Below are 15,484 nucleotides of genomic sequence, written 5' to 3' on the forward strand. Positions count from 1 at the left end.
CCATGGCAGGTCGTTTGATCTATGTAATGGGGCCGTCCGGTGCGGGTAAGGATTCGTTGCTGAATTTTGCGCGCAGCCGCCTGATGGGCGAGCCGATTCTGTTTGCGCATCGCTACATCACGCGGCCGAGCGGTAACGGTGAAGCGCATGTCGCATTAAGCGTAGAAGAGTTCGCGGCGCGCTCGGTACTCGGTCTGTTCGCGCTCGAATGGTCGAGCCATTCGCTGCGCTACGGCATCGGCATCGAAGTCGATGCATGGCTTGCGCGTGGTTGCACGGTCGTCGTTAATGGCTCGCGTCAGCATTTGCAGCATACGTTGGCGCGCTATCCGTACGCGGAAGTCGTGCATGTGAACGCAGCGCCCCATATTCTCGAGGCGCGGCTCGGCGCGCGGGCGCGGGAATCGGCGGAACAGGTCGCGTCGAGACTCGCACGCCGGGCGCCGTTTTCGCTGCCGGCGGGAATCCGGTGCACGACGATCGATAACTCCGGGGCGCTGGAAGATGCGGGGCACGCGCTGATTGCTTTTTTGCAGGCGCAGACAGACGTTGGCGATGTTCGCGATGTGACCAACGTTCTCAACGCCCGATAAGCGGAGGCTACCCGGCGGCAGCCATCCGCTCCCGGGTTGCTTCCTGCAGGCACGACACAAACTGCAGCACCGCCGGCGTGGGCAGCAGATCACGCCGCGAGATGATGCTGAGATCGTAGTTCGGCAGCGCTTCTTCGATCTGCGCGACGCGGATACCGAGCGGTGCGACCATTTGTGCAAGCGGCCGCGTAAAGCAGCCGATCACATCCGTTTGCGATACCAGCCCGAGCGTCACCGCGAATGACGACGGCGCCCGTACCAGCCGCTTCGGCACGGGCAAGCCGTGTGCGCTGAACATCGCCATCATCACGCTATGCGGAAAGTGATCCGCGCCCACCGTCACGATCCACTCCGCGTCGAGCAGTTCATGGAGGCGCGTGACGTTCGCGAGCGGATGCCCGGCGCGCATCGCGATGACGAACTGGGTCGAGTAGAGCGGCGCCTGTACCAGATCGCTGTCGAGTGCCTGCACGTGATGAATCGCCGCGATATCGAGCGAGCCGTTACGCAATTGCGCGACGGCATCCGGGATCGTGACTTCTTCCAGATGCAGACTGACCAGCGGCATGGCGCGGCGAAACTTCGATACCGCATGCGGCAACGCAGTCAGCGCGATCGACGGCATCGTACCCACGCTCACCTTGCCGGCCAGTTCTCCCTTCACCTGCTCGACCGCTTCGGCAGCGCGGCGCATATCGCCCAGCAACTGTTCGGCACGCGGCAACAGCGCAAGCCCGCAGGCGGTCAACTCGATGCCGCGCACACTGCGCATCATCAACTCGGCATTCAGCGCGCTCTCCAGCTCGCGGATCGTATGCGTGACGGCCGGTTGCGTCACGCCGAGTTCGCGCGCGGCGGCGCGCAGGCTGCGATGATGGGCGGCGGCGACGAACGCTTGCAGCTGCTGCAGTTTCATGCGGGTAATCCCGTATATAAAGCTTGTTAATCAGGGTGAAAAAAACAGCATCTTATTCGAACAAAACGGCATGGCTATAGTGCTTGCCTGTTTGCCGCGTGATGCGGCTTGAATTCCCATGGAGCGATAGATGAGCGAAGCCACGCGTTTTACCGAAGTGTCCGACCTGGTGCCTGCCGCCGAAAGCCTGCGCGAGATCCGCCATCACATTCATCACCGCCCGGAACTGGCCTACGAGGAAGTGCAAACCGCCGCGCTGGTGGCCGAGAAACTCGAGCAGTGGGGCTGGCAGGTCACGCGCGGCGTCGGCCAAACCGGTGTGGTGGGCACACTGAAACTGGGCACGGGCACGCGCAGTATCGGCATTCGCGCCGACATGGACGCGCTGCCGATCATCGAACAGACCGGTCTGCCGTATGCGAGCGGCACGCACGGCAAGATGCACGCGTGCGGCCACGACGGCCACACGACCATGCTGCTCGGCGCCGCCCAGCACCTTGCCGCCACCCGCAATTTCTCGGGCACCGTGCATCTGTATTTCCAGCCGGCCGAGGAAAGCGGCATCGACAGCGGTGCGATGAAGATGATCAACGACGGCCTGTTCGAGCGCTTCCCGTGCGACGCCGTGTTCGGTCTGCACAATCATCCGGGCGAGGAGCCGGGCGTGATGCTGTTCCGCAAGGGGCCGTTCATGTCGGCGGGCGACAAGGCGATCATCACGATCGAGGGCGTGGGCGGTCATGCCGCGCGTCCGCATCTGACGGTCGATCCGGTGGTGGTCGCGGCGAGCATCGTGATGGCCTTGCAGACGATCGTCGCGCGTAACGTCGACCCGTCGCAGCCGGCGGTGGTGACAGTCGGCTCGATGCATGCGGGCACCGCGAACAACGTGATTTCCAGCAGCGCGAAGCTGGAATTGAGCGTGCGTTCCTTCAGCCCTGAAGTACGTACCTTGCTGAAAAAGCGCATTACCGAACTCGCCGGGAGCCAGGCTGCGAGCTATGGTGGCAAGGCGGTGGTGGAGTACATCGAAGGTTATCCGGTGGTGGTCAATTCGGATGCCGAAACGGATTTCGCGGTGCAGGTGGCGCGCGAACTGGTCGGCGACGACAAGGTGGTCGAGCAGACCGACATCCTGATGGGCAGCGAGGATTTCGCCTTCATGCTGCAAAAGCGGCCCGGTACGTTCCTGCGGATCGGCAACGGTGCGGGCGAAGACGGCTGCATGGTGCACAACCCCCATTACGACTTCAACGATCGCAATCTGCCGGTCGGCGCGGCTTTCTGGACGCGGCTGGTGGAGCGGTATCTGGGGCAATGAGGGGGTTGGGGCGCCGCTGAAGCATCCCCGGCGCTCACAGCAAACCGATGAGCGGGCATGGAGTTCGCACCGCCGGACACACAAGCATAACAACGAGGAAGACCTGCGATGAACGCTGCAACGGATCGAAGCCGCGCTGTGGACACCCCCCGAAGCACCAGCCGCGGCGCGATCGCCGCAGCGGTGATCGGCAACTGGCTCGAGTTTTTCGACTTCACCGTGTACGGCTTTTTTGCCGTGATCATCGGTAAGCTGTTTTTTCCGTCGGCGGATCCCACGACTTCGCTGCTGTTATCTGTGGCGACGTTCGCGGCGGGTTTCATCACACGGCCGCTCGGCAGCGTGATGCTCGGCGTCTATGCGGACCGTAAAGGCCGCAAGGCGGCGCTCAATCTGACCATCATGCTGATGGCGGCCAGCACCGGGGCGATCGCGATTGCGCCGACCTATGCGCAGATCGGTCTCGCCGCGCCGCTGCTGATCGTGCTGGCGCGTCTCGTGCAAGGCTTCTCCCAGGGCGGCGAGTTCGGCGCGGCAACTTCGACTTTGCTGGAGCAGGGCGGCGGGACCCGGCGCGGTTTTCGCGCCAGCTGGCAACTGGCGACGCAAGGCGGCGCGGCGCTGATGGGGTCGGGCATCGCGGCGGCGCTGTCGGGCGCTTTGCCGAAAGAATCGCTGGAAAGCTGGGGCTGGCGCATTCCGTTTCTGATCGGCGTGCTGATCGCGCCGGTCGGCATCTACCTGCGCCGCCGTCTCGCGGACGATCCGGTCGGCGCGCACGGCCACGCCATCGAGCGCGGTGTGCTACACGAACTCTTCACGGAGCATCTGCGGCCGTTATTGCTGATTACGCTCACGGTCATGGGCGGCACGGTCTCGACCTACATTCTGACCTTCTACATGCCGACCTATGCGATCCACACGCTCGGCCTGCCGATGTCGCTGTCGATGCTGGTCGGTGTGGCGTCGGGTCTCGTCATGCTCATCACGTGTCCGTTGTTCGGCATGCTGTCCGATCGTATCGGCAGCCGTAAACGGCCAATTCTGTTCGGGCGCGGTGTGCTGGTGTTGCTGCTGTTTCCGTCCTTCATGCTGATCAACCGCTTCCCGCAGTTGCCCGTCATCATGTCGACGACCGCGCTGATGCTGCTGTTCTATTCGATGGGATCGGCGTCGGAATTCGCGCTGATGTGCGAGTCGTTCCCGCGGCGTGTGCGCGCCACCGGCATTTCGATCGCGTATGCGCTGAGCGTGTGCGTATTCGGCGGTACCGCGCAATTGGTCGCGACGTGGCTGATCAAGCTGACCGGCAGCAAGCTGGCGCCGGCCGCTTATGTGGCCGGGTGTGTGATCGTGTCGTTGATTGCGGTGTCGATGCTGAAAGAGACAGCGGATAAACCGATTGATTGATCGCGCGGCCCCTCAGTGGGGCCTGCCTGCTTTGCCTGCCATTCAGCCGCGCCGCGCCACCATCTCCGAGACGGTCTGCGCGGCCTCCTGCAACGGCTCCAGAAACGCCTTCACCATCTGCTTGGCCGAATTGCGCTGAGCATTGCCGCTGATATTCATCGCCGCGATCACGCGCCCCTGGCGGTTGCGAATCGGCGCGGACAACGAAATCAGACCGCCCTCCAGTTCCTGATCGACGATCGCCCAACCCTGGCGGCGCACCTGCGCGATCAGCTTTTTCAACTCTTCCTTGTCGGTCACCGTGCGCGGCGTGTGCGCGTAGAGCGGCGCCGAACTCAGGGTCGCGTCGAGTGTTTCGTCGTCGAGCGCGGACAGCAGCACGCGGCCCATCGACGTGCAATACGCCGGCAAACGGCTGCCGATCGACAGGTTGATGGTCATGATCTTGTGAGTCGGCACGCGCAGCACGTAGACGATCTCCGTGCGATCGAGCACCGCCGCCGAGCAGCTCTCGTGAACCTGCGCCGAGAGGTTTTCCATTACCGGTTCGGCAAGATTCCAGAACGGCATCGAGGTCAGATACGCGAAACCGAGGTCGAGAATTTTCGGCGTAAGCCGGAACAGGCGGCCTTCGGCCTCTACGTAGCCGAGCGTTTGCAACGTCAGCAGGATGCGGCGTGCGCCGGCACGTGTCAGGCCGGTGGCCGCGGCGACGTCGGTGAGCGTCTGTTCGGGGCGGCTGGCGTTGAATGCGCGGATCACCGAGAGGCCTCGCGCGAACGACTGCACATACGAGTCGCCCGGTTTGTCCGAGGCCGGTTCGGCGTTGTCAGGAACGGCGGAAGACGGCGGCAGGGCTTTGCTCATGGACCTTGAAAGATGCGTTCGAAGAAGGGCGCACGGGCCTCGCGTGGCTCGGCCGACGCGAGGCGGTGCAAAGGCGTGACGATAACTTAAGCCTTCTGATTCGCCAAACAAAAAACTGGCCTGGCTCGCCGACAGTATAGGTCGCGGCAACCCGGCAGTTTCTTTCCCCCTACCTCTCTTCTATTTCGCCTCCGTACGCCGATCCGCGACGTATCCCCTTCGCGTAAACCCCAGAAAATTTCACCTTGCATGTGTATTTTGGCAAAAGTATATTGCAATACACCATCAACTATCTCTATGAGATAACAAATGAACGAAGACATCCTTGTTTCACACCATGGGCGCGTTGCCGTCATCACGTTGAATCGCCCTGCGCGCCTGAATGCGTGGACGACCGCGATGCGCGAGATGATCATCGAGGCCCTCGGGCGTTTCGACGCGGATGACAGCGTTGCCGCGATCGTCATGACGGGAGCGGGCGACCGCGCGTTTTCCGCCGGGCAGGATCTGTCGGAGGCACATGACTTCGACGGCGAACGCGCGGTCGCGTGGATCAAGGAGTGGGAGCGCTACTACACGGTCTTGCGCGGGTTGAGGAAACCGCTCGTCATGGCCTTGAACGGCACGGCGGCCGGCTCCGCGTTTCAGGTCGCCTTGCTCGGCGATATCCGCGTCGGCCATCCGGGGGTGCGCATGGGGCAGCCGGAAATCAACGCGGGGATCGCCAGCACGACCGGCCCGTGGATCATGAGCGAGATGCTCGGGATGTCCCGCACCATCGAATTGACGCTGACCGGCCGCCTGATGGACGCCGAGGAATGCCACCGCATCGGCTTGATTCATCACATCGTTCCAGCGGATCAGGTGTTCGCCAAGGCTCTCGAAATCGCCACTGAACTGGCCGCCAAACCACCCGTCGCGATGCGTCTGGACAAGCAGCGTTTCCGCGAGATGACGGAGCCGAGCTTTCGCGACGCCATCGAGGCGGGCGCACGTATCCAGCGCGAAGCCTACGACTCCGGGGAGCCGGCGCGAATGATGGAAGCGTTCTTCCGCGAACGCGCGAAGTAAAACAAACCGCGGCCGTTTCTTTTCATCCTGTGCGGGAGACCTGAGCATGACGCAAGACTTCAACCTGACCCGGCGCCTCTTTCTGCAAGGCGTCGGTGGTGTTGCACTCGCCGGCGCCATGCCGGTCCTGGCCGGAGCGCAGTCCAAACAGATCGTCGTTTCCGATCCTGGTGGTCCGTACACCACCGCGTATCGCCAGGCGTTTTACGACCCGTTCGAAAAAGCCACCGGGATCAAGGTGGTGAGCGTGGCGCGCGAATCCCAACCGGTTGCGCAACTTGCCGCGATGGTGCAGACCAGAAACTACGTGTGGGACGTCACCACGCTCACGCTTTCCGCGGACATTCCGTACCTGGAATCAAAGGGTTTTCTTGAGCCGATCGGCCTGAAGGGTAGCGATTTTCCCGACGTGATGGCCGAAGCGGTGACGCCGAACTGGCTCGGCGTCGACGTCTATGCCACCGTGCTCGCGTACCGGCAAGACAAGTTCGGGCAGAACGGTCCGAAATCGTGGGCGGACTTCTGGGACGTCAAACGCTTTCCGGGCCGGCGCTGTCTGCGCCGCAGTCCGCTGGACACACTCGAGCAGGCGCTGCTGGCCGACGGGGTATCGCTCGACAAGCTTTATCCGCTTGACGTCGACCGGGCATTCCGCAGTCTCGACCGGATCAAGCCGCACGTGAACATCTGGTGGACCTCCGGCGCTCAGGCCATGCAGGCGATCCAGAGTGGCGATGTCGACATGATCTCGACGTGGAACGGCCGTGCCCAGGCCGCGCGCGATGGCGGTGCGCCGGTCACGATCGTATGGAACCAGGGGCTCTATTCGATCGAAGGGTGGGGCATTCCGAAAGGCACGCCACGGGCGGACTTCGCCCGGCAGTTCGTGCGCTTCTGTGGCGATGCGCAGCGTCAGTCCGTGCTTACCGCCACGCTTGCCTACGGCCCGACCAACCGCAAGGCATTCGACTCGATCCCGGCCGCGCGCGCCGCGATTCTGCCGACCGCGCCGGACAATCTGCGCGACATGCGCCTGCCGAGTCCGCAGTGGTGGGCCGACAACCGCCAGAAGGTGACCGAGCGCTTCAACACCTGGATCATTTCCTGAGGAGCGGCGCGATGAGTGCGAAACTTGAAACGATCGGGATTGCGAAAGACTACGGTGACACCGTTGCGTTGCAACCGACCGATTTGACCGTACAGGCCGGAGAATTTCTCACCTTGCTGGGTCCTTCCGGGTCCGGCAAGACCACGCTGTTGCAGATGATCTCCGGGCTCGTCGCGCCGACGGCGGGGCGCATCGAGATCGACGGCCGCGACGTGACGCACGTGGAACCCGGTAAGCGGGGCATGGGCATGGTGTTTCAGAGCTATGCGCTGTTTCCTCATATGAGCGTGTGGGACAACGTGGCGTACGGTTTGCGGATGCGCCGCAAGTCACGTGAGGAGCTCAGGCGCGCGGTGGACGACGCGCTGACCATGGTACGCATGAGCGATTACGCGAAGCGCTACCCGAAAGAGCTGTCGGGCGGCCAGCAGCAGCGCATCGCGCTGGCGCGCTGTTTCGCGTACCGGCCTTCGGTGATTCTGCTCGACGAACCGCTCGGTGCGCTCGACAAGAAATTGCGCGAGCACATGCAGTCCGAGATTCGCCGCTTGCACAAGGAGCTCGGCGCGACCTTCGTCTACGTGACACACGACCAGGACGAAGCACTGACGCTCTCCGATCGCATCTGCCTGATGAATCAGGCCCGCGTCGAACAGGTGGGCACGCCTGTCGATCTGTACGACCGGCCGGCCACACGCTTCGCGGCGGGTTTCATCGGGCATTCGAATCTGCTTGAAGGTGCGGTCGATCACGAACGGGGCCCCAGTGGCGAACCGATTCTGCTGACGGCCGGCGGCCGCGTGCCGCTGCCGCAAGGCGGCGCTGCCGTAGCGGGTTCGCCCGGTGCAAAGCACTGTCTGCTGCTGCGTCCCGAGGCGCCGCGCCTTGTCGAACCGAAGCGCGGTTTCCTCGACGGCACGATTTCCGACATTGTGTTTTTCGGCAGCGACACTCGCGTACAACTGACCCTGTCCGACGGCAGCCACCTGAGCGTGCGATGCGAGCGCAGTCTGTCGCCGTGCATTGGCGACACGGTCGGTCTGGTGTGGGACCCCCATCGCACCACGCTGCTGCGCGCGTGACGAACGAAGGAAGGATTATGACTATTGCCCTTGAGGCGCAGCCTTCACACGAGGCCGCGCGATCGCGCCGTTTCAGATGGCTTGCGCAGGCGGTCCGCTTCCTGCCGATCGTCCCGACGCTGCTGTTCCTGCTGTGCTTTTTCATCGTGCCGGTCGGCGAGATACTGCAAGGCGGCCTCTTCAACGCGGACGGCACCTTCGGCCTCGGACAGTTCGAGCGGATTGCCCGCACGCCGGTCTACGCGAAGGTGCTGTGGATCACGTTTTCCATCTCATTTCTCACCGCGGCTATTTCCGTTCTGCTCGGCTATCCGGTGGCGTATCTGCTAAGCCGCCTGTCGCCACGCGCGCGTGAGCGATGGCTGCTCTGGATCATGCTGCCGTTCTGGACCAGTTACCTGGTCAAAACCTATGCGTGGATGCTGCTGCTGTCGAAGACGGGTGTGCTGTCCACCATCGCGCTCGCGCTGGGGCTCGTCAAGGAAACCAGCGGCACCATTCCGTCGCTGACCGGCGTGCTGGTCGGGATGGTTCACGCCATGCTGCCGCTCGCGGTGATGACGATGCTGCCCGTCATGCGTGGCATTGACGATCGTCTCGCCCAAGCTGCCGAGACGCTGGGCGCGGAGCGCAGCATGAGCTTCTTCACCGTGGTTCTGCCGCTTTCTTCGCCAGGTGTCGCTGCAGCGGGATTGCTCGTGTTCATTTCGAGCCTCGGTTTCTTTATCGTTCCCGCGCTGCTTGGCTCGCCACGGGAAACGATGATCGCGCAGCTGGTGATTTCTTCGGTGCTCGAACTGTTCGATATGCGGTTTGCCGGTGCGTTGTCCACGGTGCTGCTGCTGTGTTCGATTGCCATCTTCCTCGTGTACGACAGACTGGTCGGACTCTCCTCGCTGACGGGCGAGGTGCAGGACAAGCGCCGCGGTTCCCGCGCACAAGGCGTGAAGCTGGCGGTGCTGATGACGCTCGGCCGTTTGACGGCGCCGCTCGTCAAACGGCGCGCCATGCGTTCGCTGAGTTCCGGGGCGAGGGTGGGCCCACTGCGTGTCTATACCGTCGCGGTGCTGATGGTACTGGTGGCGCCGGTCCTCTCCGTCATCCCGTATGCCTTCACGCGCAGCGACTTCATTGCGTTTCCGCCGAAGCTGTTCAGCTTCAGATGGTTCGGCACATTCCTGCAGTCGCCGGTCTGGCAGAGCGCACTCCTTCGTTCATTCGAGGTGGGCCTCGGCACCGCGGTCCTCTCGCTTGCCCTGGGTTTCGGCGCGACGCTGGCGCTGACCCGTATGTCGCAGCGCGCGAGCAAGCCACTCTTCGCGTTGCTCGTCGCGCCGCTGATCGTGCCGCGTATCGTGGTTGCGGTCGGCCTGCTGTATCTGTTCGCCAACCTCGGGCTGACGGGGACCAATCTCGGCCTGGTGATCGGGCATACCGTGCTGGCGATTCCTTACGTCGTGGTCACGCTCGCGGCCGGTTTTCGCCAGTTCGACTGGCGTCTCGACGACGCCGCCAGGGTAATGGGCGCATCGCCCGCGCGACGCATTGCGACGATCGTGCTGCCGTTGTTGATGGCGAGCGTGACGGCCGCCTTCCTGTTCGCCTTCATCGTTTCATTCGACGACCTGACGATTGCGATCTTCGTTAGCGGCGGGATCAACACCACGCTGCCCAAACAGATGTGGGACGACATCCAGCTTGCCATCACGCCGACGCTCGCAGCGGTATCGACGACGCTCATCGTCCTGATCGCGCTGGTCGTTTTCATTTCCTCCCGGCTGCGGCACGCAACGCGCTAACGATACGGTTTCCACTCTATTTGACCATGCACAGCTATTCCCAATACTTCCCGCAACGTCACCCGCAAGATGCGCTGGACTGCGCGCCGCTGATCGCCGCCGGTTTGCGCGACAAGCTATCGGCTGCCGTTCTCCATTTCGACGAACACGCCGTCACGCGCGCCGAAACCGCGCAACGCATCGCTCAATTGCAGCGCTGGTTCGCGGACCAGCAACTGGTTGCGGGTGATCGCGTCGCGGTGATGCTCGGCAACAGCGCCGAGCATATTCACCTCATCTATTCGCTGATTCTGAGCGGCCTGGTGTGGGTGCCCGTCAATACCAAGCTGCGCCGCGCAGGGCTCGAGTATCTGATCGGGCACGCCGAGCCGAAATTGTTCATCTCGGAGTCCGCATTCGACGAGGTGCTCCACGGTATCGAGTACGGCAACGCGCGCAGAATCGAACTGCCTGCTTTCGACCCCGGCGATACTCGCGCGACGCTCGCCACCCCTTGCATCGATCCGGGCGACCCTTTGTGCGTGATCTATACCTCCGGTACGACGGGCGCGCCGAAGGGCGTGGTCTTTACCCACCGGATGATGCGTATTGCGAGCGAAGCGGCGATGCAGGTCGCGGATGTCCGTCCGGGCGACAAACTGTTTCTGTGGGAGCCGTTGTGCCATATCGGCGGCGCACAGATGCTCATGCTGCCCTTTCTCGATGCCGTCGAGTTGCATGTCGTGCCGCGCTTCTCCGCGACGCAGTTCTGGGCGCAGATTGCCCGCTCACGGGCGACGCAACTGCACTATCTCGGTGGCGTGCTCGACATCCTGATGCAGCTTCCCGACGACGCCCAGCCGGAGGCGCATACGATTCGCGTGGCATGGGGCGCGGGCGTCAGCGCTTCGGCGTGGAAGGGCATCGAATCGCGGCTCCAGGTTCGGCTGCGCGAGTGCTATGGCATGACGGAGTGTTCGAGTTTCGCGACGCTGAATGCAAGCGGCAAGCCCGGCTCGGTCGGCAAGGCGCTGCCATGGATCGACGTGGAGTTGCTTGACGAGAACGGCGAACCGGTCGCGGACGGCGAGGCGGGCGAGATCGTACTTTCGAGCCGCGTGGAAGGCACATTCTTGCCGACCTACCTGAAGAACGAAGACGCGACCCGCGCCGCGCTGCGTAACGGCAAGCTGCACACCGGCGACAGTGCGCGGCGTGATGCCGACGGCGATCTGTTCTTCGTCGGCAGGCGCACGGATAGCATGCGGGTGCGCGGCGAGAATGTATCGGCATGGGAGATCGAACGCGTATTCGCGCAACATCCGGCCGTCCGGGCGAGTGCTGCGATCGGCGTTGCCTCGGCGGTCGGGGAGCAGGAAATCCTGCTCAACGTGCAGTTCAACGACGTCGCCGTCGACTGGGAATCAATGCACGCGTGGGCGGCGGAGCGTCTCGCGAGCTTCCAGTTGCCGCGTTACTATCGGGCGGTGACGCACTTCGAATTGACACCCAGCGAGCGGATTAAAAAGCACCTGCTCACACGCGATGTCAGCGATGCCTGGGACCGGTCGGCTAGCGTAGCCGTGTGAGGTAAGTTATTGCGTATAGATAGATTAATATCTTCATGCGATAATTGGAGCCTGTTAGAACAACAGGTTTTCATCTTGACCACTGTACCGCCGCCAACCCCGCGTAAGAAAAAGAGCGACTCCACTGCCGTGCGAGAAGCGCCGGCTGATCCGACAGCCTCGTCGCTGTACGTTCAGTCGGTCGAGAAAGCGATGACCGTGCTCACGGCTTTCGACGGCAGCAAGCGGCAGCTATCGCTCTCGGAGATCGCGGCGCTGACCGGCTTCGACATGAGTGCGACGCAGCGTTTTACGTTCACGCTCGCGGCGCTCGGCTATCTGTTCAAGGATCCCGAAAGCCGCAAGTATGAGTTGTCGCCGAAGCTGCTCGATTTCACGTACCACTATCTGACTTCGAACGATCTGGTCAGCCGCGCCACGCCGTATTTGCAGCAACTCGGATCCGAGACCGAGGAGGCCACGAACCTCACGGTCCTCGACGACACCGATATTATCTTTGTGTTGCGGATTGTCAGCCGCAACGTCTTCAATGCGCATGTCATTACCGGCTCACGTTTGCCCGCTTATTGCACGGCGCCGGGACTGGCTATTCTCGCAACCTTCGACGACGGCGAAGTCGACGATATTCTCGCTCGTACGAATCTCGTCGCATACACGGCCGCCACGATTTACCAGCCGCGCAAGATCAAGGAACGCATCGCCCAGATTCGCAAGCAAGGCTACGCGCATACGGAAGACGAGTACTTTGTCAGCGACATCTCGACCGCCGCGGCTATTACCAATGCAAAAGGGCGTGGGGTGGGGGCGGTCAATATCGCCGTGGCGCGGCCGCGATGGCAGGCCGATCGCGATGAGCGCCGCTTTGCCGATCTCGTGATCTCGACGGCTTCGGCAATTTCATCGCGGCGAAGGGCCGACTAAGTCTTTGCCTTTTTCCGCGGCGGGCGCGCTGCCGCGGATCTCCAACTGAGTATTGATACGTTCGGACTTCGCCCGCGGTGGACCGGTGCGCGATGAGCGTCGCGCCCACTCGCGCTCGCATCAGTGGAATCCCTTAGCGACGCTTCCCGGATGGTAGCGTTACCATGCATACCACCAAGAAGCTTCGCCGGATTCCAAGCATGAAGCGCAATGGTATCGCTACCATGGAGATGTCCGTGTCATCGACCCGCAAAACCCCTGAGCAGCTTCGCAGCTACCGCTGGTACGGCGTGAACGACCTGCGTTCGTTCGGCCACCGTTCACGCACCGCGCAGATGGGTTATCACCCGTCGGATTACATGGGCAAGCCGGTGATTGCCGTCGTCAACACGTGGAGCGAGATCAACTCATGCCACACGCACTTCAAGCAGCGCGTCGAGGAAGTGAAGCGCGGCATCTGGCAGGCCGGCGGTTTTCCGGTCGAAATGCCGGTAATGACGCTCGCCGAGCCATTCCAGAAACCGACCACGATGCTGTATCGCAACTTCCTCGCGATGGAAACCGAGGAGTTGCTGAAGTCTTATCCGTTCGACGGTTGCGTGCTGATGGGCGGTTGCGACAAGACCACGCCCGGTTTGTTGATGGGCGCGATCAGCATGAATCTGCCGTCCATTTATCTGCCGGCGGGGCCGATGCTGCGAGGCAACTGGAACGGCCGCACGCTGGGTAGCGGTTCGGACACGTGGAAATACTGGGCCGAATTGCGCGCCGGCAAGATCACTGAAGAAGAGTGGAAAGGGATCGAAAGCGGCATTGCGCGCTCGCCGGGCCATTGCATGACGATGGGCACCGCCTCGACGATGACCAGCGCCACCGAAGCGCTCGGCCTGACGCTGGCCGGCTTCTCGTCGATTCCCGCGGTCGATTCGCGGCATGCGCAGTTCGCCTCGCTGACAGGACAGCGCATCGTCGAGATGGTGTGGACCGATCAGAAACCGTCCGACATCCTGACTGCGAAGTCGTTCGACAACGCGGTGACCACCGTGCTGGCCATGTCCGGCTCGACGAACGCAATCGTCCATCTCGTTGCTGTGGCGCGTCGCGCGGGCATCGATCTGACGACGGCGCGGTTTGACGAACTGGCGCGCATCACGCCGGTGCTCGGCAATCTGCGTCCCGCAGGCCAGTATCTGATGGAAGACTTTTTCTACGCCGGCGGCCTGCGTGCGTTGCTGGTCGAGTTGGGCGACCTGATCGACGGCACGCAGATGACGGTCGATGGCACGACGCTCGGCGAGAACATTGCGGGCGCGGAAATATTCAACGACGACGTGATTCGCAAGCGTAGCAATCCGCTCGTCGCCAGCGACGGCCTCGCGGTGCTGACCGGCAATCTGGCGCCGGACGGCGCGGTGATCAAACCGGCGGCGATGGAAGCGCATCTGCAGAAACATCGTGGTCCTGCGGTGGTGTTCAAAGACTACGCCGACATGGCGGCGCGCATCGACTCGGAAGACCTCGTCGTTACCGCCGATTCGGTGGTCGTGCTGCAGCACGCGGGTCCTGTGGGTGCGCCCGGCATGCCCGAGTGGGGCCAGTTGCCGATTCCGCAAAAGCTGTTGAAAGAGGGCGTGCGCGACATGGTGCGCATTTCCGATGCGCGCATGAGCGGCACCAGTTATGGCGCGTGCGTGCTGCACGTAGCGCCCGAGTCGTTCGTGGGCGGTCCGCTCGCGCTGGTCAGGGACGGCGACATGATCGAGCTGGACGTGCCGGCCCGGCGTTTGCACGTGGAAGTGAGCGATGCGGAACTCGCGGCGCGCAAGGCCGCATGGCAACCGCCCAAGCGGCCGTTCGAGCGCGGATTCGGCGTGATGCATCAACTGCACGTGACGCAGGCCAACAAGGGCTGTGACTTCGACTTCCTTGAAGAACCGGTGAGCCTGGGCGCGCCGCAAAGTCAGGCACACGCCGCGCCGGTTGAGCCAGGCGCGCCGGCCGCGACGCGCACCGAACCCGAAATCCACTAACTCGATCGAGACTTTTCATGACCACACCCGACATCGCCATCAGCGAGGCCACGCTCGAACAGCTACGGCACGTCAGCACGGCAACGCTGACCACGCAACTTTTCAAGCGCGGCTTGCGCAACGTATTCCTGCAAGGCGTCGCGCCACTCGTCAAACCGGCGCCCGGCGCGCCCAATGTGGTCGGCCCGGCGTTCACGCTGCGCAACATCCCGGCCCGCGAGGATATCGACCACGTTGGCGTGTTTCAGGACCCGGATCATCCGCAGCGCAAAGCCGTTGAAACGGCGCCGCCTGGCAGCGTGCTGGTGCAGGACTGCCGTGGCGAGCGCGCGGTCGCGTCGGTGGGGTCGATTCTCGCGCTGCGTCTGGCGAGGCGTGGCGTGGCCGGCATGGTGTCGGATGGCCCGGTGCGCGACAGTGGCACGATCGCGGAACTGGGCTTGCCGATCTGGTGTGCCGGCGCGAGTGCGCCGCTGAATCTGGCGAGGCACCATGCGGTCGATATGAATGTGCCGATCGCTTGCGGCGGCGTGCCGGTGTATCCCGGCGATATCGTGGTGGCCGATGTGGACGGCGTGGTCATCGTGCCGCGCGAAATGGCAACTGAAATCGCCCGTGACGCCACCGAGCAGGAGCAACTTGAAGCGTTCATCACACAGCGCATCGAAGAGGGCCGGCCGCTGCGCGGCACGTATCCGCCGAACGAGGAAACACTGGCTGCTTACGCGCAATGGTGCGCACAAAAACAATAACGCGCTGACGCTGTTGCGAGCCGTCAAATAGCCATTGCTCGCGCGA

13 protein-coding genes are annotated in these 15,484 nt (G+C 63.0%); 11 read left to right on the top strand and 2 right to left on the bottom strand.

What is annotated here, in order from left to right; all coding sequences use genetic code 11:
* Positions 1-2: 2 nt before the first annotated feature.
* Positions 3-593 (top strand): phosphonate metabolism protein/1,5-bisphosphokinase (PRPP-forming) PhnN, encoded by a 591-nt coding sequence (gene phnN, locus GH665_RS26675; protein ID WP_153140255.1) that lies wholly within the window; start codon positions 3-5, stop codon positions 591-593.
* A gap of 7 nt (positions 594-600) precedes the next feature.
* Here the strand turns inward: phnN and GH665_RS26680 are convergent, their stop codons facing one another.
* Positions 601-1,509: a LysR family transcriptional regulator gene (locus GH665_RS26680; RefSeq protein ID WP_153140256.1), complete on the bottom strand. Its 909-nt coding sequence runs from the start codon at positions 1,507-1,509 to the stop codon at positions 601-603.
* Between the two features lie 130 nt (positions 1,510-1,639).
* Between GH665_RS26680 and GH665_RS26685 the strand changes: the two genes are divergently transcribed.
* Both GH665_RS26685 and GH665_RS26690 read left to right on the top strand, forming a co-directional pair.
* On the top strand, positions 1,640-2,830 hold the full coding sequence (locus GH665_RS26685) for a M20 aminoacylase family protein (RefSeq protein ID WP_153140257.1): 1,191 nt from the start codon (positions 1,640-1,642) through the stop codon (positions 2,828-2,830).
* A gap of 108 nt (positions 2,831-2,938) precedes the next feature.
* Positions 2,939-4,240, top strand: a complete 1,302-nt coding sequence (locus GH665_RS26690) for an MFS transporter (protein WP_153140258.1) — start codon at positions 2,939-2,941, stop codon at positions 4,238-4,240.
* A gap of 42 nt (positions 4,241-4,282) precedes the next feature.
* Here GH665_RS26690 and GH665_RS26695 read toward each other — a convergent pair whose 3' ends face one another.
* Positions 4,283-5,107, bottom strand: a complete 825-nt coding sequence (locus GH665_RS26695; RefSeq protein ID WP_028198265.1) for an IclR family transcriptional regulator — start codon at positions 5,105-5,107, stop codon at positions 4,283-4,285.
* A gap of 309 nt (positions 5,108-5,416) precedes the next feature.
* On the opposite strand from GH665_RS26695, the gene GH665_RS26700 reads away from it, so the two are divergent.
* The 8 genes from GH665_RS26700 (at position 5,417) to GH665_RS26735 (ending at position 15,438) form a co-directional block, all read left to right on the top strand.
* Positions 5,417-6,178, top strand: coding sequence for an enoyl-CoA hydratase/isomerase family protein (locus tag GH665_RS26700; RefSeq protein ID WP_153140259.1), 762 nt, complete (start codon positions 5,417-5,419; stop codon positions 6,176-6,178).
* Positions 6,179-6,224: 46 nt separating this feature from the next.
* Positions 6,225-7,286 carry an ABC transporter substrate-binding protein gene (locus GH665_RS26705; protein ID WP_153140260.1) on the top strand — a complete coding sequence of 354 codons (1,062 nt, stop codon included), beginning with the start codon at positions 6,225-6,227 and terminating at the stop codon, positions 7,284-7,286.
* Positions 7,287-7,297: 11 nt separating this feature from the next.
* Positions 7,298-8,368 (top strand): ABC transporter ATP-binding protein, encoded by a 1,071-nt coding sequence (locus GH665_RS26710; RefSeq protein WP_153140261.1) that lies wholly within the window; start codon positions 7,298-7,300, stop codon positions 8,366-8,368.
* Between the two features lie 17 nt (positions 8,369-8,385).
* Entirely contained in the window at positions 8,386-10,167 is a 1,782-nt protein-coding gene (locus tag GH665_RS26715; protein WP_153140262.1) for an ABC transporter permease subunit, read from the top strand.
* Between the two features lie 26 nt (positions 10,168-10,193).
* Positions 10,194-11,735, top strand: a complete 1,542-nt coding sequence (locus tag GH665_RS26720) for an AMP-binding protein (RefSeq protein ID WP_153140263.1) — start codon at positions 10,194-10,196, stop codon at positions 11,733-11,735.
* A 129-nt stretch (positions 11,736-11,864) separates the two neighbouring features.
* Positions 11,865-12,656, top strand: a complete 792-nt coding sequence (locus tag GH665_RS26725) for an IclR family transcriptional regulator (RefSeq protein ID WP_246216517.1) — start codon at positions 11,865-11,867, stop codon at positions 12,654-12,656.
* 230 nt (positions 12,657-12,886) lie between these two features.
* Positions 12,887-14,686: an L-arabinonate dehydratase gene (araD, locus tag GH665_RS26730; protein ID WP_153142315.1), complete on the top strand. Its 1,800-nt coding sequence runs from the start codon at positions 12,887-12,889 to the stop codon at positions 14,684-14,686.
* 17 nt (positions 14,687-14,703) lie between these two features.
* The gene (locus GH665_RS26735) at positions 14,704-15,438 is read left to right on the top strand and encodes a ribonuclease activity regulator RraA (protein ID WP_153140264.1); all 735 of its coding nucleotides are present in this window, start codon (positions 14,704-14,706) and stop codon (positions 15,436-15,438) included.
* The last annotated feature ends 46 nt before the right edge of the window (positions 15,439-15,484 follow it).

This window comes from Paraburkholderia agricolaris, from assembly GCF_009455635.1.
GTDB classification, from domain to species: Bacteria; Pseudomonadota; Gammaproteobacteria; order Burkholderiales; family Burkholderiaceae; genus Paraburkholderia; species Paraburkholderia agricolaris.

Excerpts from the sequence above, each read along its gene's own strand:
- GH665_RS26685 (WP_153140257.1), top strand. The coding sequence starts at position 1,640 with ATGAGCGAAGCCACGCGTTTTACCGAAGTGTCCGACCTGGTGCCTGCC.
- GH665_RS26695 (WP_028198265.1), bottom strand. The coding sequence starts at position 5,107 with ATGAGCAAAGCCCTGCCGCCGTCTTCCGCCGTTCCTGACAACGCCGAA.
- araD (WP_153142315.1), top strand. The coding sequence starts at position 12,887 with ATGTCCGTGTCATCGACCCGCAAAACCCCTGAGCAGCTTCGCAGCTAC.
- GH665_RS26680 (WP_153140256.1), bottom strand. The coding sequence starts at position 1,509 with ATGAAACTGCAGCAGCTGCAAGCGTTCGTCGCCGCCGCCCATCATCGC.
- GH665_RS26700 (WP_153140259.1), top strand. The coding sequence starts at position 5,417 with ATGAACGAAGACATCCTTGTTTCACACCATGGGCGCGTTGCCGTCATC.
- GH665_RS26735 (WP_153140264.1), top strand. The coding sequence starts at position 14,704 with ATGACCACACCCGACATCGCCATCAGCGAGGCCACGCTCGAACAGCTA.
- GH665_RS26710 (WP_153140261.1), top strand. The coding sequence starts at position 7,298 with ATGAGTGCGAAACTTGAAACGATCGGGATTGCGAAAGACTACGGTGAC.
- GH665_RS26690 (WP_153140258.1), top strand. The coding sequence starts at position 2,939 with ATGAACGCTGCAACGGATCGAAGCCGCGCTGTGGACACCCCCCGAAGC.
- GH665_RS26715 (WP_153140262.1), top strand. The coding sequence starts at position 8,386 with ATGACTATTGCCCTTGAGGCGCAGCCTTCACACGAGGCCGCGCGATCG.
- GH665_RS26705 (WP_153140260.1), top strand. The coding sequence starts at position 6,225 with ATGACGCAAGACTTCAACCTGACCCGGCGCCTCTTTCTGCAAGGCGTC.
- GH665_RS26720 (WP_153140263.1), top strand. The coding sequence starts at position 10,194 with ATGCACAGCTATTCCCAATACTTCCCGCAACGTCACCCGCAAGATGCG.
- phnN (WP_153140255.1), top strand. The coding sequence starts at position 3 with ATGGCAGGTCGTTTGATCTATGTAATGGGGCCGTCCGGTGCGGGTAAG.